We start from the raw sequence: 19,070 nt of genomic DNA on the forward strand, positions 1-19,070 counted from the left end.
GTATTTTACCACAAAAAAAGTTTTATAAATGCAACTTAATTTTTAAGTTGCAACTAAGTTGCATTATATATAATTACATAAATTTTAGATAATCAGGAGGAATTAATGTTAAAAATATTGTTATTGTTATTATCATGCGCACTTGCTTTTTCAAAACCTATTGTGAGTGTTAGCATACCACCTCAAGCATTTTTTGTAGAAAAGATTGCTAAAGATAGTGTTGAAATTAATATCTTGATTTCACCTAATTCTAATGAACATAATGTAGAATTTAAACCTATGATGATTAAAAATCTTGAAAAAAGCAAAATTTATTTTCTTGCCGATTTAGAACTTGAAAAAATCCTAGAAAACAAATTTAAAAACACACTCAAAAATGTCAAAATTGTTAATATTAATGATGGCATATCATTACTGGAAAATGATGAGACTGATGAACATGACCACGATGAACATGAGCATGGTAAAAACGATCCTCATACTTGGCTAGATCCTATTTTAGTAAAAATACAAGCACAAAATATCTATAAAGCTTTAAGTCAAACTTTTCCACAAAATAAAGACTTTTATGCAAAAAATTTAGAAAATTTTCTTAAAGAATTGGATGACTTAAATTCAGTAATCAAAACAAATTTACAAGACATCAAACACCGAGAATTTATAGTCTATCATCCTAGTTGGAATTATCTTGCAAAAAGATACAACCTCATCCAAATTCCTGTGGAAATTGATGGAAAAGAGCCAAAAATTCAAGATTTGCAAAAACTAATAAAAATAGCCAAAGAAAAAAACATAAAGGTTATTTTTGTCCAACCTGGTTTTAGTGAAAATTCGGCTAAAGTATTATCTAAAGAATTAAACGCAAAAATTGTTTTTATCGATCATTTGGCTAAAGATTGGGATAAAGAACTTTTAAAAACCATACAAGCATTAAAAATGGCTTTAGAATGAAAATCATTTTAATACTAGCTTTTATATGCTTTCAAAAAGTATTAAGCTGTGCTTTGTGTGCAGCTTATACTCCAACGGCAAATGTAAAATTAGACTTTAACGCAAGTGATGATAACATCAATAAAATTTATGTAACTTGGGAATTTTCGCAAGATTTTATAAAAATACTACTTCAAAACTATGATATAAATTATAATAATACTTTAGACAAAGACGAACTTACTGATATTAAATATACTCTTTTAGATTATATAGAGCCAAGACAATTTTTAATGCAATTTCAATTTTACAATTTAGATGAAAAAATTTACATAGAAAAATTTTTAAATGCCAAATTAATCTTAGATAAAACGAAACTATTTTTCACTTTTGAAGTAAATCTTAACATCCCTATAAAAGAAAATAACACATTTAGCATAAGATTTGAAGATAAGGAAGGATTTTTTAGTTTTAAATTTATACCGCAAGATTTTATCACTTTGAATTCAAACTATTATCTAAGTGCAAATCCCAATTTAAATCTCATATTTTTACAAGCACAAAAAGGCAAAACACCAAATACAACCTTTGCAGAAATTCAAATCAAGCAAAGTCCAAATTTTATAGATGATCTTTTAAATAAATTGCAAATTTTTAACGAAAATATTTTATTGTATATCAAGCAACTTCTTCAACAAGAATTTAATATACAAACATTTTTAATATTATTAATCATATCTTTTGGATATGGCGTTTTTCATGCTAGTGCACCAGGTCATTCTAAAATGCTTACAAGTTCGTATTTTTTAACACACAAAAGCTCATTTTCTAAAATATTTTATTTTGTATTAAAAATAGGCATAGTGCATATAATGAGTGCATTTTTACTTGTAAGCATTGGTATAATTATCCTTGAGAAATTACTCAAAGATATCAATATGGCTGGATTTATTCTTACAAAATTTACAAGTTTACTTATAGTTTTTATAGCTCTTTTTATGCTAAGCAAAAAAATACTTCATAAAAACTCTTGCTCATGCTCTTGCCACTCACATAAAACAAGTGAATGGGTAGTCATACTAGGAGCTTCTTTGGTGCCTTGTCCTGGTGTTATATTGCTTTTTATTTTTGCGTATAAATTCAACTTTTTTTATGCTTTAAGCTCTGCTGTGTTTGTGACATTGGGAATGTGTTTTGTATTATTTTTATTTGCTATAGGGGCAAATAAAATTCACCAAAATGTCAAAACTATAAAAATAAGAACCTTACTAGAGTATCTAGCTTTGATATTTATGATATCATTTGGATTATTTTTATTCATCAATACCAAAGAAGGTGTATTTTAGTGGAATTATTTCGAATATCTAATTTAAATTTTTCTTATAATGAAGAACTTGTGTTAAAAAATATCAATCTAAGCTATGATAATAATGATTTTTTATCTATCATAGGACCAAATGGTGGTGGAAAATCAACCCTTATAAAACTCATATTTGGACTTTTAAAAAGTAAAAATATAATTGAATTTAAAAATATAAATTTAAGTCAAATAGGCTATGTCCCACAAAACACTCTAACTAATACCAATTTTCCAACTAGAGTCTTAGAAGTCGTGCTTATGGGAAGGATAAATCATAAAACTTTTGGTTTTTACACCAAAAAAGACAAAGAGTTAGCTCTAGATGCTCTAAAAAAAGTATCTATGCAAGATTTTTGGGATAAAACTATCCATTCTTTAAGCGGCGGCCAAAGACAAAGGGTGCTCATAGCAAGAGCTTTAGTAGGAGAGTGTAAATTGCTTATATTAGATGAGCCTACAGCAAGTGTAGATACTAAAAATGCTATACAAATTTTTGAGCTTTTAAAACAACTTCATCAAAATGGCATAGGTATTATATGCATTAGTCACGACATTAACATAACTTTAGCATATAGTGATAAAATCGCATATTTAAACAAAGAAATTTTTATACACAAAAACATTAAAGATCCAAATAAAATCAACTATATAAAACACTTATACCAAAACCATTCTCATTTTTGCGATGTTGAAATGAGTTTAAATTCTTGCCTATGTAAGGAATGTAATGCTTGAAATTTTAAATTTTAACTTTTTTCAAAATGCTTTATTTTCTTGTGTGCTAGTAAGCATTGCATGTGGTTGTATAGGAAGTTTGGTAATGGTAAATAGGCTTATGTCTATGGCTGGTGGCATTACACATGGGGCATTTGGTGGCATTGGAGTAGCATTTTACTTTTCTTTACCCGTTTTACTTAGCACAAGTTTATTTACTTTGATTTTAGCTTTTATAGTGGCTTATTTAAGCAAACACTATCCAAACAGAAGCGATAGCATTATAGCTGTCATATGGGCGTTTGGTATGGCTATAGGAATCATACTTATAGACTTAAGCCCAAAATACAATAACGACTTAATGGCATATTTATTTGGCAATATATTAACCGTTTCTAATGAAGACATTTGGCTTATGCTTGGCGCAGATATCATTTTTATCATTATTTTATTATGCTTTTATAGACAATTTGAAATCATAAGCTTTGATAGCGAATTTGCTCAAACTAGAGGGATTAACACTAATTTATTTTATTATCTTTTGATTTTTATGATAAGCTTGTGCGTAGTTATTGGTATTAGACTTGTGGGATTAATTTTAGCCATGGCTTTATTAAGCATACCAAGCTTTATAGCAGAAGGTATTAGTAAAAAACTTGGTTGGATGATGATTTATTCAAGTATTTTGAGTTTATGTTTTTGCTTAAGTGGTTTGATGGTGAGTTATTATTTTAATATCTCAAGTGGTGCTAGTATCATTATGATCTCATGTATTGCTTTTGCTATATATTTAGGAATTAATGCTTTAAAAATTTTCTCTCGTTCTTAAATAAGTAGCAAATCTTGGAGTGCCATTTTTTGTAAAACCATTGTATTTATAAGTGATGATTGATCCTATAGCAGGAGGATTTATACGATCTTTATCTTTAAAACCTGAGCCTATTTTAAAACTCACTTTTTTACCCTCAATCATTGCTTCACAAAGTAAAGATCCCATTTTACCTTCAAATTTTCCTTTACCTTCTAAATGCTTTTTTACAACACATTCTGTATCATCAAAAGGTTTTAATTTGTAAGCATTGTTTGATCTTTTCTTTTCATAAGGTGCGTTGTTTAATCTTATGATCACACCCTCACCTTTATGCGAAATGATATCTTGATAAAATTGTTCTAAATGATTTTTATCTTTAATGGAAATTTGTGGAATAATTTTTATATAATCATTTGAGTTTTTAGCCAAATACTTTTTCAAAACTTCTAATCTTGCTTCTAAGGTACAAGGATCAAGCTTAAATTCCTCACAAGCATTTGGCACATCAAAGACATTATAACTTACTTTTTGCCAAAGTTTTTCATCGGGATTTTCTTGGCGTATTAAAGATGAAATTTCTTCAAAAGAAGCTCTTTTTATCCAAAGTTCTCCATCTAATTCAAATTTAGGAAAGTTTTTTGTGAAAAATAAAGGAAGTTTTATAGTATTTCCTGCTCTTGTTTGCATAGACTTACCATTCCAAAGACCTCTTATACCATCGAGTTTTTCACTCATGAGATAATGGCTTAAATTTACATCTTTAAATGCTTTTTCATCATAAACTTTAAAAAGCAAAATATCTTTTGCAAAAAGAGAATTTAAAAGGAAAGTAAAGAGAAAAGCAAAGCTAAAAAGCCTTGCAGTAAGATTAAAGTGCTTTTTTAGCAGCATCTGCGATTTTAGCAAAAGCAGCTGCGTCATTCATCGCTAAATCAGCTAAGATTTTTCTATCAAGCTCAATACCTGCTTTTTTAAGACCATTTATAAATCTTGAATAACTAATATCATTTAGTCTGCAAGCTGCATTGATACGCACTATCCAAAGACGACGGAAATCACGTTTTTTGCGGCGTCTATCACGATACGCATAAACCAAACTTCTTTCTAATTGTTCTTTAGCTTTTCTAAAGTGTTTGCGGCGACCACTATAAAAACCACGCGCAAGTTTTAAAACTTTTTTATGTCTGCGGCGTCTTACAACACCTGTTTTTACTCTTGCCATATTTATCCTTTCACAAATTGGCGTTCGTTAAACGAATCTTGCCCTTTAAAATAAGGGGAGCTTGAATGACTTTCGTCAAAAACTAAATTTAAGCGAGCTTAAATTCCTAACATTTTTTCAACCGCTTTAACATTGGTTGAGTGAACATACTTAGAAGTGCGAAGATCACGCATTCTTTTAGCAGGTTTTTTAGTCAAAATGTGGCTTCTATAAGCAGCACCTCTTTTGATTTTATTTTTACCTACTTTGAAGCGTTTAACAGCACTTTTAACGCTTTTCATTTTTGGCATGTGTATCCTTTGGATAAATTTTTTCATAAAAGAAAGCTATCATTTTACTATAACTATGCTTTAGAAAAATTAAATTTTTATGACACAACCTGTCACAAGGATTTAATATGATTTTATTAATTTTATAAAATCCAATAAAGGAGTCAAATGGCAATAGTAATTGGTATTATAGTTATGATAGCTACTGCTATATGGGCTATAGTTTGTGGTACTTTTTGGGCTTTATTTTTGTTTGTAGTGTGGTGCGTTATATTACCAAGTTTATTTTTAATAGAAAAATACGGAATTATAAATGTAGCAGTTTCTTATGTGCTAATTTTAGCAGGCGTAGTAGTACTTGCAAGGATAATTAAAAGTAAACAATACTAAAAACCTTGACAATACGGGGGGGGGGTATTGATATAATAAAAATTTAAATTGAAAGGAAAAAGATGGCATATAGATATGACAAAGATTTGGAATTTTTGAGAAACTTAAGTAGCGAAGAATTAAATGATTTTGTTAGTATTCTCACACATGATAAAGATAATACTACAAGATTTACGGAATTAATAACAGTAAATGAGTTGTATAAAAAATTCTATCCTGATCACAAACAGTATTTAGATTTAATTTTAGATGAGTTTCAGTGTTTTGGGGGAAACACCTTTGCAAATATCTTAAGAATGGGAAAAGGTGTACTTTATAAAGAAATTTTATGCGATGTAGCCGATAAACTTAAAGTTAATTATAATAAAAATTCCGATACAGAGATAATAGAAATAAATCTTTTTATGAAAATTTTAGAAAATTCTTTAGACCAAATGAGCAAAGAGCAAATCAAGGAAATTTCTCAAGAATTAAATTTAAATTTATCAACTTTTACAAAACAATCTACAATGGCAGCAATGCAATTTTTAATAAAACAAGGTGGTTTCAAAAGCTATCAATTAATAGTTATTGTTGCAAATGCCATATCAAAATTAATTTTAGGCAGAGGATTGTCAGCTGTAGTTAATGTGAGTTTAACAAAAGCGATGAGTATTTTTGTTGGTCCTATTGGATGGGCAATAACAGGGATGTGGACTGCAATAGATATAGCAGGACCTGCTTATAGAGTAACTATACCAGCTGTTATTCAAATAGCATATCTACGACAAAGTTATAATATGAAACAAAACAACCAAAAACTATTATAAAAGAGACCACTATGATAGATAATAAAGAACTTATAAACGATTATGAACTTTTAGAAAATGATTTGAAAGAGATATCACAAAGAGAACAACTTAAAATTAATATAAATCAAAACTTAGAAGAAGCCTTGCAAGAACTAAAAAACATAGAAACACAACTACCAAAAGAGCAAAGTAAAAAACTTTTTGAGCAATGCACCCAAAACGCACTTGATGCTATAACAAGTCATTTTGGATTGGCTGCTATTGTTCTAGATTCTCAAGACGGTGGTAATGTAAGCACCACACATAATGCCAGGAAAGATATATATGCCAACGAAAACGATAAGCAACAATATGAAAAACGTGAAAAATACTGTTCAAAAAAATATCATAATGGGGAATACAATAAAATAAATAATAAACTAAAAAAAGAAATAGAAGAGGGAAGATTATATGATTATGCAACTGGAAAGATGATTAAGCCAAAAGACAATACTCAGCTAGATCATGTTGTTTCAGCCAAAGAAATTCATGAAGATCGTGCAAGAATTTTAGCTAATGCTGATGGTGTATCTTTAGCTAATACACCTCAAAATCTAAAAAAAACAGATGCTAAGATAAATAATTTTAAAAGAGATAATAGCGCAACAAAAACTTTAGAGAAATTAGAAGGACAGATACAAATATTAACCGAAAAAGAAATAAAAAATGGAAAACTATCCTTAAAAGATCAAAAAAATATAGAAAGATTATTAGATATGCAATGTAAAATTGATGGTGAAAAATTTATAGAAGAATATAATCATCAAAAAAAATATATTGATAGTGAAATTGATAAAATTTACTATACAAGCCTAAAACCTTACAAAGAAGCTTTGATAACCGGAGCTAAAGACTCTACAAAAATGATTGTATATTCAGCACTTGGAATGATTTTAAGAGACTTTTTCAAAAGCTTAATGATAGAAATTAGAAAAACATTTAAAGAATTTGGAAACGAGAGTTTTAGTGATATATTCAAAAGATTTAAAGATAGAATCCATTACATTTGGGATGATATCAAAAAGAAATGGAAAAATATTTTTGCAAGTTCTTTAGAGGCAGGAATTCAAGCATTTTTATCTAATTTAGTTGTATTTGCTATAAATACTATATTTACAACTTTAAAAAGAATAGTTCAAGTTATTCGTGCTGGCTTTACTTCTTTATATAATGCGATAAAAATTATTATAAATCCTCCAAAAGATATGCCTAAAGAAGATATATATTTTGAGGCCGCTAAAATTTTTACAGCAGGTATTATCGCCTCACTCACAATGCTAGGAAGTGAGGCGATAAATAAATGGCTTATAACTATACCTGGGCTTAATGTTTTATTATCTTTACCTATACCATTTACGAGTGAAACTATAGGTGATGCAATTTCATTAAGTATAAGTGCTGCTTTTGGAGCTATTGTTAGCACTATTGTTGTTTTTTATATGGATAAATGGAAAAACAACTCCAAAATAGGAAATTTACGATTACAGCTTGTTACTCAAAGTGGTGTTATTTTAAATTGTAAAATAGCTCAAACATGGCTTATGCTAGATGATGCATATATTTTTTTAACACATGCAATAAATTCTATAAAAGAAAAGAATTTAATACTACAAAACAATCTCACTCAAGAGCTAAATACTTATAAAAAGATGGACGAGGAAAGAAAAACTAAAATATCTAATCTGAAGAAAAAGATTCTTGATCTAAAGGAATTGCATGATTAGTTATAGTAAAAGTAAACATAAAATTAGTATAATAAATTCACATGAATGTTTAACAAAAACAAATACACCTAATAAAAATGCAAATTCGCAAGAAGTAGCTAACATACTTAATAATAAAATTCACAAAGCTTCTAAAAAAATCATAGAGGCAAAAAAAGTTGCAAAATTAGCTAAAAATACTAAAAATACTTTTTTGGAAAATATGGCAAAAAATATACCTTTTGCTGGAATTTTTATTGATAGTGAAGAGATTAAAAAAATAAATATTCTAATAGAATTAAACATGATGAATATAGAGGCTATTGAAGCACAAAATGATTTAATTCAAGAAGTTATAAAACTCACATGTTATAGCATAGAATTTATAAATGACACAATCAACGATCTACAATTAATAATTTCCAAAACAAATGAAAATTATAGGACTAGCATTACAGAATTATCTTATGATACAAATGAAATTTTAGAAATATATAATGAACTTACAGATATTGTAATAAATCAAATGCAAGATCATACAAAACATTTTCAAGAAATTCAAATAAAAATAGAAAAAAATGAAGATGAAGTAAATCTAATTAAACAACAACAAAAAAACTTCACCGAAACTATTGAGTTACAAGAAAATAAAATAAACTCACTTAATAAAGATTTACTATTATCTTCAAAAAAAATCGACAATTTATCAATGCAACAAAATGAATTTATGCAAAAATATGAAAACCAAATAGCAAATTTATCGAAAGATATTATGCAGGAATTGGAAAATATAAAAACTGTAATAAAAAAACACGAAAATCTATTAGATAATAATATATTAAAAATAGTTTCTATTACATCTTTGGGGATTGCAATAATAGCAATTTTATTGCAATATATACAATAAACCATGCTAAACAAACTACCCCAACTTTTTTCATTGCTTTTTAGCTATAAATCAAACATCTTTGATATCATCTCAAAGCCAAAGCAAGCTTATACTTACACTAAGTTTGCTTTAGAGCTAAAAGAGCTTTATGAAAAAGAAAATGACAAAACAGAAGCCGCTTTTATCATCCTAGATAGAGTACTTAAATTTAAAAAAGAAAATCCTGATGATTTTAATGATTTTTTAAAGCTTATTCAAGAGCTTTTAACTACCTATGAAAATGATCCAAAAACAATCAAACAAAACATCAAAGATTTGCTAAAATAAACAAAAAAAGGTTGTATATGGAAAAAGACAAGCTTTCTACGCGTTTAGTTTCTATACTGCAGTGTTTAAACAATGGCGAGCGTTTTAGCTTAGAAGAGCTTGCACAAGAATTTAATGTCAGTATTCGCACCATACAAAGAGACTTGCATGAGCGCCTTGCTTTTATCCCTATAAAAAAAGAAAGTGGAAAATACTTTTTAGAAGGCTATGTTTTAGGAAAATTAAGCTTTAAAGATATACAAAATTTTGCTATTTTAAGCGGTATAGGTAGGCTTTATCCTAGTTTAGATAAAGAGTTTTTAAACGACTTGCTTAATGAAAAAATCAATAAAGCCCTTTTAATCAAAACCAAAAGCTATGAAACACTTGATAGAGAAGTTTTTGAGGAACTAAGTGCAGCTATCATAGCAAAATACCCCATTAGTTTTCACTACAAAGAAAAATGCAGAAAAGCCAATCCATACAAACTCATCAATATTGATCACATATGGTATCTTTTAGCAGATGAAAACAATACTTTAAAAACCTTTGCTTTTTCTAAAATCACACAACTAAGAGTGGAAAAAAAAGAAATTTTTACCCCAAAAGAAGAGTTTTTAAAACAAATTCAAAAAGATCAAAGCAACTGGATTAGTAAAGAAAACAAAGAAGCTATTTTAAAACTTGATAAAAAAGCTAAAGAATATTTCTTAAGAAAAAATGCCCTTACTAAATACGAATTTATAGATGAGGATGAGAATTTTATTTACATCAAGGCATTTTATACCTATGATGATGAGCTTTTAAATTTAATAAGATATTGGATACCATATATTAAAATAAACAAGCCTATCGCTTTAAAAGAAAAACTTTTTGAGCAGTTAAATACATACATGCAAGATTAACGTTTTTTTAATACATAAAGTTGTTCTTGTATATGCATAGAGCGTTTAGAAAGGTTTCTACTAGCTCTAAAGGCATTATACTTTTGCTCAAGCACAAAACATTCTCCAAGACTTTGAAGTCTTTTTGTGAAATTTTCTTTTTTTACAAAACCCTCACAATTATAAGAAAGCAATACAATCTTGGCTTTTAAATCATTTATCAAATCAAACAAAGCATCTTCAGCTTTTTTTTCTTTGTTAAAAGCACTGCGGTTCCAGTCTTTTGGTATACCAGAAACCTTTGAGATTTCCTTTGGCTTTTTATAATTAGCGATTAAATTTAACATAAAATAATTTGATCCATAAGGGTGTTGATTATAAGGTGGGTCTAAATACGCCACATCAAAGCTATCAAGCTCTTTAGCTAAAACATTTGCATCTTTTTGAAAAACCTCATATTCACAAGTAAAATTTGAAAAAATAGGCATTTTTAAAGCTATATCGCCCTTTATACGACTAAGTGCGTTTGCTCCATTTCCTCCAAATTTTCCCACTCCATTTTTATCTTTATAAAAACCTTTAAAAACCCCGCTTGTATTTGCATGCACACTTGCTTCATAGATAAGCGGTGCGATAAAGTATTTTTGTATATTACTTGGCAAGCTTGAAATTTTTTCTCGCATAGAGTCTAAATACATCGCATTTTTAAGCGTGTAGAAAACTCTTTCATTCTTTTGGATATACTCATCATCATTTGGTGCATAAAGCTTGCTTATAAAGCCTTTTTTGAGTTTTAAATCAGAAGTTAAAAAAGCATAATGTTTTTGTAATTCTTGTAAAAATTTCGCGTTTTGATTGCTTAAATAACACTCATTGATGATTTTAGAATAATCTTCCAAATCATTTGCCATGATAAAACTCGTATAAGGCTTCACAAAACGCGAAACTACCCCAGAGCCACTAAATACATCACAAAAACTAAATTTATCTTTTTTAAGCTCATTTTGTGCGAATTTAAAGCCTTGATTTAAAAACTCGAGCAAAGATCTTTTATTACCAAGATAAGTTATGATTTGTTCTTTTAAAAATTGCGGATTTTCTTCTAGCATAAGTTTAAAATACAAGCCTCAAAAAGGCTTGTGATTATTTTTTCTTTTTAGGAGTTACTAGCATATTTACATAGCGTCCTTCGAGTAAAGGCTCTTTGTCTCTATCTGCTATATCTTCAACCATTTGCCAAATTTTTTCAAGCAAAGCTACCCCTGCTTCAGGAGAGCCCATCTCACGACCTTTTAAAAACACTCTAAATTTCACATGCTTGCCTTGCTCTAAAAACTCGCTTGCATGTTTGACTTTATAATTAATGTCATTTTGAGCGATTTTCACAGAAAGTTTGATTTCTTTTATATCAATAACTTTTTGTTTTTTCTTTGCTTCTTTTTGTTTCTTTTCTTGTTGATAACGGAATTTTCCATAATCCATTATCTTACATACAGGTGGTTTGGCTTCAGGGGCTATCATCACCAAATCAAGCCCTAGTCTATTTGCTATATCTAGTGCTTCATCACTACTAATAATGCCATAAACCTTGCCATCATCACCTATACATCTGATCTCATCTGCTTGAATTTCTTCATTTAGCAATACTTCTTTTTCTTTACTCAAAAGCGTACCTCACTTAATTTCTCCTTTGTTAGGGTTATAAATTCATCTAAAGTCATTGTTTTTTGTTCTTTTGCTCTTCTATCTCTTAAAGCCACACTTTTGTTTGCTACTTCTTCATCGCCTAAAACAAGTATCATAGGCACATGTGCTTTTTCGGCTGTGCGGATTTTTTTATTTAAGCTTTCATTTTTATTATACACTTCACTATCAATGCCAAGTTCTAAAAGTTTTCTTGCTATTTCTTTTGCATACTCATGATGATTTTGCGAAATAGGCACTATAGCTACTTGAGTTGGTGCTATAAAAAATGGCAACTCACCCGCACAATGCTCTACTAAAATTCCTATAAATCTTTCAAAAGAACCCAAAATAGCACGGTGAAGCATTACAGGTTGTTTTTTCTCATTATCTGCGTCTGTGTATTCGAGTTTAAAACGGCTTGGTAAGTTAAAATCTACTTGTATAGTTCCGCACTGCCATTTTCTTTTTAGCGCATCAGTAATTTTAATATCGATTTTTGGGCCATAGAAAGCTCCACCGCCCTCATCAATGCCATATTTTAAACCTTGTTCATCTAAAGCTTCTTTTAAAGCCTTTGTAGCTATGTCCCAAATTTCATCATCACCTATTGCTTTTGCTGGGCGCGTTGAAATTTCCATCTCATAATCAAATTCAAAAGCTTTCATCAAAGTATCAACAAAGCTTAAAATTTCTAAAACTTGTTCTTTTATCTGACTTGGCATACAAAAAATATGCGCATCATCTTGGGTAAATTCTCTTACCCTAAAAAGTCCGTGTAAAACTCCACTTTTTTCATGGCGGTGCACCACGCCGTATTCAAAAAACTTCAAAGGTAAATCGCGATAACTTCTAACATCACTTTGATAAATTTTAATATGTCCTACACAATTCATCGGCTTAATGCCGTATTCTTGCTCATCAATTTGCGTAAAATACATATTTTCTTTATAGTTTGCATAATGCCCACTAATTTTCCACGCATCAGCTTTTAAAAGCTCAGGCCCACGCACAGGCTCATAACCTCTTAATCTATGTGCTTTGTATAATAAATGCTCTAATTTACTTCTTAATTTTGCACCATTGCTAAGCCATATAGGAAGCCCACCGCCTATTTCATCATCAAAGGCAAAAAGCTTCATTTCATTACCAAGTTTTCTATGATCTCTTTTTTTAGCTTCTTCAATGATTTTTAAGTATTCATTTAAACTTTCTTTATCTGCAAAGGCAGTACCATAAATTCTTGTGAGCATTTCTCTTTTTTCATCACCACCCAAATACGCTCCCGCTACACGAGTAAGCTTGAAAAATCTTAAATATCTAGTATTTGGTACATGAGGTCCGCGGCATAAATCTTCAAATTCGCCTTGCTTATAAATACTTACTTTTCCATCAGGAATTCTTAGTAAAACTTCTTGTTTTAAATCATCATTAGCAAATTTTTCTTTAACCTCAGTCTTTGAGAGTTCATATTTTGTGATGTCTAGCTTTGCCTCTGCTAGTTCTTTCATTTTCTTTTCGATTTTGCTTAAGTCTTCTTCTGAAATCTTACTATCAACTCTAAAATCATAATAAAACCCATCTTCTATCACAGGTCCTACGAAAAATTTAGCCTCTGGATATAGACTTTTAATCGCTTGAGCCATTAAATGCGCACAAGAGTGGCGGATAACTTCTAAACTTTCTTTAGAATTATCAAAATAAATCGGAGTTAAATTCGTGTCATTGTTAAAACTTTGAGTATCTACCAAAGTTTCATTATTTGCATATGCAATTATATCTTTTGTCATTTCTACCCTTAACACTCACTAACCTTGTGAGCTTAAATTAAAATATAAGACTAATTTTAGCTATGAAAAACTTAAACTTTTTTTAAATAAAGGATATTTTTATATTTCAAACACCTGTTCTTGATATATCTAAAGTACCACTCATAAAAAGGTATAAAAATACAAAACCTAAAATTATCCTATAAATTCCAAAAGGTATGAAGTTTATTTTGCTAATTAATTTTAAAAATATTTTAATTACTATAAAAGCCACTACAAAAGCTGTTATAAAACCTATGGCTAAAGGAATGAAATTATTCATATTGCTTAGAACTTGTGGTTCTTTATAAATGCTATAAGCTGTTGCTATAATCATAGTAGGAATTGCAAGCAAAAATGAAAATTCAGAAGCAACTTTGCGATCAAGTCCGAGCAATAACCCACCTATGATACTTGCTCCACTTCTTGAAGTACCTGGTATAATAGCAAGAGCTTGAGTTAAACCTATCAAAAAAGCTTGTTTATAACTTACCTCATCTAAAGAGTGGATTGTATAATCTTTTTTTCTATGTTTAAGTTCTATGATGATAAAAACAATCCCACCAATGATTAACATAGTAGCCACGGTATAGCCATTAAATATTTCTTTTAAAAACTTATATGCTATAAAACCCACCCCACCTGCAGGCAAAAAGCCCACAGCAAGTTTTAACCAAATATCAAGTTTTTGAGTTAGTTTTTCTTTAAAAATAAAAATCACCGCTAGTATAGAACCAAGCTGAATGATAATAAAAAAACTTCTCCAAAAATCATCTATATTTAAACCCAAAATTTCAGCACCCAAGATCATATGCCCAGTAGACGAAACAGGTAAAAATTCTGTCAGACCCTCAATGATTCCTAAAATCAAAGCATAATAATAATCTAAATTCATTTTTTAAGCACTCTTCTTGCAAAAATTAGCATAATCGCTATAAATACTACAAAACCTATAATCCCATCATCTTTAAATGAAGTTGCAATAGCAAGCGGATCTTCAGCTCCACCTCTACTAATAGAAAGCACAGTTAAACCAGCTATTAATACTCCAAATATACTCTCACCCACTATCAAACCAGAGGCAAATAAGGTTCCTTTTTGCTCATGCTCTTGAATAAGTTCTTTTTTATGAGCATTTTTAGCATATCTTTGATCCAAACGCTTTTTAATTAAATATGCCAATAATCCACCTACAAACAAAGGCATATTAACAGCAGGTGGTAAATATATACCTATACCCACAGCTAAAGGTGGTAAAGACATATTTTTCTTTCTTAATAAACGATCTACAATGATTATACCAACACCCACAAAAGCTCCTGCTATAATATAACTCCAATCAATGTTGGCGTTAAAAATACCTTGAGCTATAGTGCTCATTAAATTTGCTTGTGGTGCAGCAAGTGCATTTGCCTCATCCATTCCTTCTCTTGGCATTGCACCCACAAAACCATAAGCTTGGTATAACAAATTTAAAACAGGAGCTATAGCTAAAGCTCCAAACACACAACCTATAATCAAAGAAACTTGTTGTTTCCAAGGAGTTGCACCTACTAAATAACCAGTTTTTAAATCTTGTAAATTATCATTAGAAATAGCAGCAGTTGCCAAAATAACACTGGTAGTAAATATAGCAAAAGCAATAGCAAATTTAGACATCAAAGGATCACTAAATAAATCTACTTGATAACCCAAAAGTAAAATAATCAAAGAAGAAATCATAATCCCAATTAGTCCTATACCTGAAATAGGAGAAGATGATGAACCCACTAAACCTGCCATATATCCACAAGCAGAAGCTACAAAAAAGCCTATAAAAATAGCTACTAAAGTTCCTACCAAAGCAAAAAGAATTTGATAGCCACTTGCTAAATTTGAATCAGCCACAAAAGCATAAAATGAAATAAACAAACCTATACACATAAGCACAAATAAACCTAGTATAGCTTTTAAAGATAAATCCATATCTTTAGGATCTTGTGAGAGGTTTAATGAGGTTTTTTTAAGCATATTTTTCATACCATCATATACAGGCTTTGCAAGTTCTATTAAAGTCCATAATGCTGCTATGGCAATAGCTCCTGTACCTATTAAGCGTACTTTTTGAGCCCAAATTTGATTAGCTATATCAAGTGCACTTAAGCTTACATCAAAACTTTCTTTAGCAGAAAAATATGGCACAAAAACCATCCAAGCAAGCACCATACCCACAAGCAATGCAACACCTCCGGCTATACCTACTAAGTATCCAGCACCCAAAAGTGCCACTGAATAGCCCATAGAAAATCCAAAAGTCATTTTTTGCCAAATAAATGCAAAACTACTTCCACTTGAAAGTAGTTTAAAGCCGCTTGAAAAAAGGCTTACAATAGAAGCTAATACTACACCAACTGTGATTTCTTTTAAGCCTACCTTTCCTTTTTTATCAGCTTGATCTTTATTAGCCACTTTTAAAATTTCAGCAGCAGCCCTTCCTTCAGGATAAGCCAATTTACTCTCTACTACCATAGCTCTACGCAAAGGTATAGTAAAAAGCACGCCTAATCCACCTCCGCAAAGACAGAGCATAAAGGTAAGCCAAAGTGGAAATTCAAACCAATACCCACATATAAAAAGGCCCGGTATAACAAAAATCACAGCCGAGAGCGTACCTGCAGCTGAAACTTGAGTTTGAACCATATTATTTTCTAAAATATTAGAATCTTTAAAGATTTTTAAAACAGCCATTGCAATTACAACAGCAGGAATAGAAGTAGAAAAAGTAAGACCAACTTTAAGCCCCAAATATACATTTGAGGCAGTAAAAATAATCGTTAAAATACTTCCTAGTATTATACCCCTAAGCGTAAGCTCCGGTAGTGAGTTTTTTGCATACATTTTGTTTCTCCATTTTTATTGACAACCTTCACATTCTATAGTTCTATCAACCACATCATCATTTACTTTTTGACTATCAGGACTTTCGCTTCTTAGATAGTAAGTTGATTTAACACCTAATTCCCAAGCAAGTTGATAAATTTCATTTAAATATCCACCGCTTGCTTTATCTAAAGAAACAAAGATATTTAATGATTGACCTTGATCAATCCATTTACCACGAATCGCTGCTGCTTTTACTAAGATTTTTTGATCAAGCTCATAAGCAGGAGTATAATACTGCCAAGTATTAGCGCTTAAATTTGGCACCACAGTTGGTATCATACCACTTAAGTTTTGCTCAAACCATTTTCTTTTATATACAGGCTCAATTGTTTGAGTAGTACCCACTAAAATCGAGATAGAAGAAGTTGGCGCTATAGCCATTAAATAACCATTTCTTATGCCATCTCTTTTTAGTTTTTCTCTTAATTTTTCCCAATCACACTCGCTTTGATCAAACAAACCTTCACTTGCGGTAAGTTTTTTAGCATTTTCATTTGCTACATCAATTGGCACTATACCTTTACTCCAGTTTGATCCTTCAAAGTCAGGATAGCTTCCTTTTTCTAAGGCTAAATTTGAGCTAGCTAAAATAGCCTCATAGCTAATCATCTCCATAATACGATCAATTTTTTCAAAATGCTCATTAGAACCCCAATAAATTTGAGCTTCAGCCAACATTTGCGCTTCACCCATTACACCAAGTCCTATAGCGCGTGATTTTAAGTTGGTATTTTTAACCTTTACATGGGGATAAAAATTCAAATCAATCACATTATCAAGCATTCTTATCGCTGTTGGTACTATTCTTTGGATATCTTCTTTAGTGTTGATTTTACTTAAGTTTATACTTGCTAGATTGCAAACTGCTGTTTTTCCTTCGTTTTTATATTTTTCTACTATGTAAACTTTTTTACCATTGATACTATCTAAAGTAGAAACTTTCTTAGCAAGTTTTTTATACCCTCCATCTATTGTAAGCTCTTCATCCTCGTCTAAATGAAGCTCTGTTTTATCATCAAATACGATTTTAATTTGATAATAGTTTGGATCTGTATTTTGAAAAATTTCTGTACATAAATTTGAACTTCTTATAATTCCTGCGTGGGAATTTGGATTTGTTTTGTTTGCACTATCTTTAAAACATAAAAATGGCATACCTGTTTCAAAATAAGATAAAAGTATTTTTTTCCAAAGCTCTTTTGCATCTATAATTTCTTTAGCTATGCTTTCATCTTTTTCAAATTCTTCGTATTTTTTTTCAAATTCTTCACCGTATAAATCGCATAAACTTGCTGTATCAGCAGGATCAAAAAGCGTCCATTTACCATTTGCCCTTACTCTTTTCATGAACAAATCATTAGTCCACAAAGCAGGGAAAAGTTCATGCGCTCTTCTTCTTTCTTCGCCAGAATTTTTACGCAAATCTAAAAAGTCATTAATATCCATATGCCAAGGTTCGATATATACAGCAATCGCCCCTTTTCTAGTACCAAGTTGATCAACAGCAACGGCTATGTCATTAGTGATTTTTAAAAATGGTATGATCCCGCCTGCTGCGTTTTTATGCCCATCTATACTTCCACCCATAGCACGCACCTTAGACCAATCCCAGCCTATGCCACCGCCAAATTTAGATAAGAGTGCCATTTCTTGATAGGAATCAAAAATCCCTTCTATATTATCAGGTGTGCTTCCTATATAACATGAGCTTAATTGGTGTCTTGTAGTTCTTGCATTTGAAAGGGTTGGAGTTGCAAGCATTACTTCAAAAGTTGAGATCAAATCATAAAATTTTTTAGCCCAAGTTTGAGAATCTAATTCATTTTGTGCTAAAAACATCGCAATAGCCATAAACATTTGTTGTGGTAATTCTATAGGCATACCTTTAGAATCTTTAATCAAATACCTATCATACAAAGTTTTTATACCAAGATAAGTAAATTGCAAATCACGCTCTGGCTTGATATAAGCATTAAGATCATCTAAATCATATTTTTCTTTTAGGCCGATTAAAATCCTACCTTCTTTTTCGCCTTTTTCAAGGTATTCTCTTAAATGCTTATACCCATTATAACCACTTACTTTTTTATATAAATCATACAAAAATAATCTTGCGGCAACAAAGGTCCAATTAGGTCTATCAATATCTATTTTATCTACTGCTGTTTTTATAAGAGTTTGTTGGATTTCTTCTGTTGTTATACCATCACGAAATTGAATTTTTGCATCTACTTCAAGCTCACTTTGACTTACATTTTCTAAATTTGCCACCGCGTCGGTAGTATATTTTTTAATCTTAGAAACATCTAACTCTTCAGTTCTTCCATTTCTTTTTAATACTTTCACTCA

Annotated in this window: 19 protein-coding genes; 10 read left to right on the forward strand and 9 right to left on the reverse strand. The window is 30.2% G+C overall.

Annotation, left to right across the window (positions count from 1 at the left end; all coding sequences use genetic code 11):
* Positions 1-105: 105 nt before the first annotated feature.
* Genes L8X97_RS04180 through L8X97_RS04195 form a run of 4 tightly spaced genes read left to right on the forward strand, consistent with a single transcriptional unit; the run spans position 106 to position 3,833 of the window.
* Positions 106-951: a metal ABC transporter solute-binding protein, Zn/Mn family gene (locus L8X97_RS04180; RefSeq protein WP_263659193.1), complete on the forward strand. Its 846-nt coding sequence runs from the start codon at positions 106-108 to the stop codon at positions 949-951.
* Positions 948-2,276, forward strand: coding sequence for a DUF1007 family protein (locus L8X97_RS04185; protein WP_263660397.1), 1,329 nt, complete (start codon positions 948-950; stop codon positions 2,274-2,276). Before L8X97_RS04180 ends, L8X97_RS04185 begins: the two co-directional genes overlap by 4 nt.
* Positions 2,276-3,025, forward strand: coding sequence for a metal ABC transporter ATP-binding protein (locus L8X97_RS04190; RefSeq protein WP_263660398.1), 750 nt, complete (start codon positions 2,276-2,278; stop codon positions 3,023-3,025). Before L8X97_RS04185 ends, L8X97_RS04190 begins: the two co-directional genes overlap by 1 nt.
* Positions 3,018-3,833 carry a metal ABC transporter permease gene (locus L8X97_RS04195; RefSeq protein ID WP_263662708.1) on the forward strand — a complete coding sequence of 272 codons (816 nt, stop codon included), beginning with the start codon at positions 3,018-3,020 and terminating at the stop codon, positions 3,831-3,833. Before L8X97_RS04190 ends, L8X97_RS04195 begins: the two co-directional genes overlap by 8 nt.
* Here the strand turns inward: L8X97_RS04195 and L8X97_RS04200 are convergent.
* The 3 genes from L8X97_RS04200 to rpmI all read right to left on the reverse strand — a co-directional run bounded on the left by L8X97_RS04200 (position 3,810) and on the right by rpmI (position 5,327).
* Positions 3,810-4,706 (reverse strand): DNA ligase, encoded by an 897-nt coding sequence (locus L8X97_RS04200; RefSeq protein WP_263662710.1) that lies wholly within the window; start codon positions 4,704-4,706, stop codon positions 3,810-3,812. The two genes, L8X97_RS04195 and L8X97_RS04200, sit on opposite strands and share 24 nt — an antisense overlap.
* Positions 4,684-5,037, reverse strand: a complete 354-nt coding sequence (gene rplT, locus L8X97_RS04205) for a 50S ribosomal protein L20 (protein ID WP_039617097.1) — start codon at positions 5,035-5,037, stop codon at positions 4,684-4,686. The genes L8X97_RS04200 and rplT overlap by 23 nt, the downstream gene beginning before the upstream one ends.
* 98 nt (positions 5,038-5,135) lie before the next feature.
* Positions 5,136-5,327, reverse strand: coding sequence for a 50S ribosomal protein L35 (gene rpmI / locus L8X97_RS04210; RefSeq protein ID WP_039617094.1), 192 nt, complete (start codon positions 5,325-5,327; stop codon positions 5,136-5,138).
* Between the two features lie 147 nt (positions 5,328-5,474).
* On the opposite strand from rpmI, the gene L8X97_RS04215 reads away from it, so the two are divergent.
* From L8X97_RS04215 to L8X97_RS04240, 6 genes are all read left to right on the forward strand, one after another.
* Complete coding sequence (locus tag L8X97_RS04215) at positions 5,475-5,696, forward strand: hypothetical protein (protein WP_263659198.1); 222 nt, start codon at positions 5,475-5,477, stop codon at positions 5,694-5,696.
* A gap of 62 nt (positions 5,697-5,758) precedes the next feature.
* Positions 5,759-6,505: a DUF3944 domain-containing protein gene (locus L8X97_RS04220; protein ID WP_263659199.1), complete on the forward strand. Its 747-nt coding sequence runs from the start codon at positions 5,759-5,761 to the stop codon at positions 6,503-6,505.
* Between the two features lie 11 nt (positions 6,506-6,516).
* Positions 6,517-8,250, forward strand: coding sequence for a hypothetical protein (locus L8X97_RS04225; protein WP_263659200.1), 1,734 nt, complete (start codon positions 6,517-6,519; stop codon positions 8,248-8,250).
* The gene (locus L8X97_RS04230; RefSeq protein ID WP_263659201.1) at positions 8,243-9,136 is read left to right on the forward strand and encodes a hypothetical protein; all 894 of its coding nucleotides are present in this window, start codon (positions 8,243-8,245) and stop codon (positions 9,134-9,136) included. The genes L8X97_RS04225 and L8X97_RS04230 overlap by 8 nt, the downstream gene beginning before the upstream one ends.
* Before the next feature lie 3 nt (positions 9,137-9,139).
* Complete coding sequence (locus L8X97_RS04235) at positions 9,140-9,445, forward strand: hypothetical protein (protein ID WP_220566978.1); 306 nt, start codon at positions 9,140-9,142, stop codon at positions 9,443-9,445.
* Between the two features lie 17 nt (positions 9,446-9,462).
* Complete coding sequence (locus L8X97_RS04240) at positions 9,463-10,329, forward strand: helix-turn-helix transcriptional regulator (RefSeq protein ID WP_263662712.1); 867 nt, start codon at positions 9,463-9,465, stop codon at positions 10,327-10,329.
* Here L8X97_RS04240 and L8X97_RS04245 read toward each other — a convergent pair.
* The 6 genes from L8X97_RS04245 to L8X97_RS04270 all read right to left on the reverse strand — a co-directional run bounded on the left by L8X97_RS04245 (position 10,326) and on the right by L8X97_RS04270 (position 19,067).
* Positions 10,326-11,417: a DNA adenine methylase gene (locus L8X97_RS04245; protein WP_263662713.1), complete on the reverse strand. Its 1,092-nt coding sequence runs from the start codon at positions 11,415-11,417 to the stop codon at positions 10,326-10,328. The two genes, L8X97_RS04240 and L8X97_RS04245, sit on opposite strands and share 4 nt — an antisense overlap.
* A gap of 34 nt (positions 11,418-11,451) precedes the next feature.
* Positions 11,452-11,973 carry a translation initiation factor IF-3 gene (gene infC / locus L8X97_RS04250; RefSeq protein ID WP_039617082.1) on the reverse strand — a complete coding sequence of 174 codons (522 nt, stop codon included), beginning with the start codon at positions 11,971-11,973 and terminating at the stop codon, positions 11,452-11,454.
* Positions 11,970-13,781, reverse strand: a complete 1,812-nt coding sequence (thrS, locus tag L8X97_RS04255; RefSeq protein ID WP_214126685.1) for a threonine--tRNA ligase — start codon at positions 13,779-13,781, stop codon at positions 11,970-11,972. Before thrS ends, infC begins: the two co-directional genes overlap by 4 nt.
* Before the next feature lie 106 nt (positions 13,782-13,887).
* Entirely contained in the window at positions 13,888-14,694 is an 807-nt protein-coding gene (locus L8X97_RS04260) for an undecaprenyl-diphosphate phosphatase (RefSeq protein ID WP_263659205.1), read from the reverse strand.
* On the reverse strand, positions 14,691-16,676 hold the full coding sequence (locus L8X97_RS04265) for an OPT family oligopeptide transporter (protein WP_263662714.1): 1,986 nt from the start codon (positions 16,674-16,676) through the stop codon (positions 14,691-14,693). The genes L8X97_RS04260 and L8X97_RS04265 overlap by 4 nt, the downstream gene beginning before the upstream one ends.
* Positions 16,677-16,691: 15 nt before the next feature.
* On the reverse strand, positions 16,692-19,067 hold the full coding sequence (locus L8X97_RS04270) for a ribonucleoside-diphosphate reductase subunit alpha (RefSeq protein WP_263662715.1): 2,376 nt from the start codon (positions 19,065-19,067) through the stop codon (positions 16,692-16,694).
* Positions 19,068-19,070 lie beyond the last annotated feature (3 nt).

Origin of the sequence: Campylobacter sp. CNRCH_2013_0671h (assembly GCF_025773055.1) — a bacterium.
GTDB lineage: Bacteria > Campylobacterota > Campylobacteria > Campylobacterales > Campylobacteraceae > Campylobacter_D > Campylobacter_D lari_D.

Bases quoted from the DNA above. Each gene is read 5' to 3' on its own strand.
- L8X97_RS04220 (WP_263659199.1), top strand. From the start codon at position 5,759: ATGGCATATAGATATGACAAAGATTTGGAATTTTTGAGAAACTTAAGT.
- L8X97_RS04240 (WP_263662712.1), top strand. From the start codon at position 9,463: ATGGAAAAAGACAAGCTTTCTACGCGTTTAGTTTCTATACTGCAGTGT.
- L8X97_RS04245 (WP_263662713.1), bottom strand. From the start codon at position 11,417: ATGCTAGAAGAAAATCCGCAATTTTTAAAAGAACAAATCATAACTTAT.
- L8X97_RS04225 (WP_263659200.1), top strand. From the start codon at position 6,517: ATGATAGATAATAAAGAACTTATAAACGATTATGAACTTTTAGAAAAT.
- rpmI (WP_039617094.1), bottom strand. From the start codon at position 5,327: ATGCCAAAAATGAAAAGCGTTAAAAGTGCTGTTAAACGCTTCAAAGTA.
- L8X97_RS04180 (WP_263659193.1), top strand. From the start codon at position 106: ATGTTAAAAATATTGTTATTGTTATTATCATGCGCACTTGCTTTTTCA.
- L8X97_RS04215 (WP_263659198.1), top strand. From the start codon at position 5,475: ATGGCAATAGTAATTGGTATTATAGTTATGATAGCTACTGCTATATGG.
- L8X97_RS04185 (WP_263660397.1), top strand. From the start codon at position 948: ATGAAAATCATTTTAATACTAGCTTTTATATGCTTTCAAAAAGTATTA.
- L8X97_RS04230 (WP_263659201.1), top strand. From the start codon at position 8,243: ATGATTAGTTATAGTAAAAGTAAACATAAAATTAGTATAATAAATTCA.
- rplT (WP_039617097.1), bottom strand. From the start codon at position 5,037: ATGGCAAGAGTAAAAACAGGTGTTGTAAGACGCCGCAGACATAAAAAA.
- L8X97_RS04200 (WP_263662710.1), bottom strand. From the start codon at position 4,706: ATGCTGCTAAAAAAGCACTTTAATCTTACTGCAAGGCTTTTTAGCTTT.
- L8X97_RS04265 (WP_263662714.1), bottom strand. From the start codon at position 16,676: ATGTATGCAAAAAACTCACTACCGGAGCTTACGCTTAGGGGTATAATA.
- L8X97_RS04195 (WP_263662708.1), top strand. From the start codon at position 3,018: ATGCTTGAAATTTTAAATTTTAACTTTTTTCAAAATGCTTTATTTTCT.
- L8X97_RS04260 (WP_263659205.1), bottom strand. From the start codon at position 14,694: ATGAATTTAGATTATTATTATGCTTTGATTTTAGGAATCATTGAGGGT.
- L8X97_RS04235 (WP_220566978.1), top strand. From the start codon at position 9,140: ATGCTAAACAAACTACCCCAACTTTTTTCATTGCTTTTTAGCTATAAA.
- thrS (WP_214126685.1), bottom strand. From the start codon at position 13,781: ATGACAAAAGATATAATTGCATATGCAAATAATGAAACTTTGGTAGAT.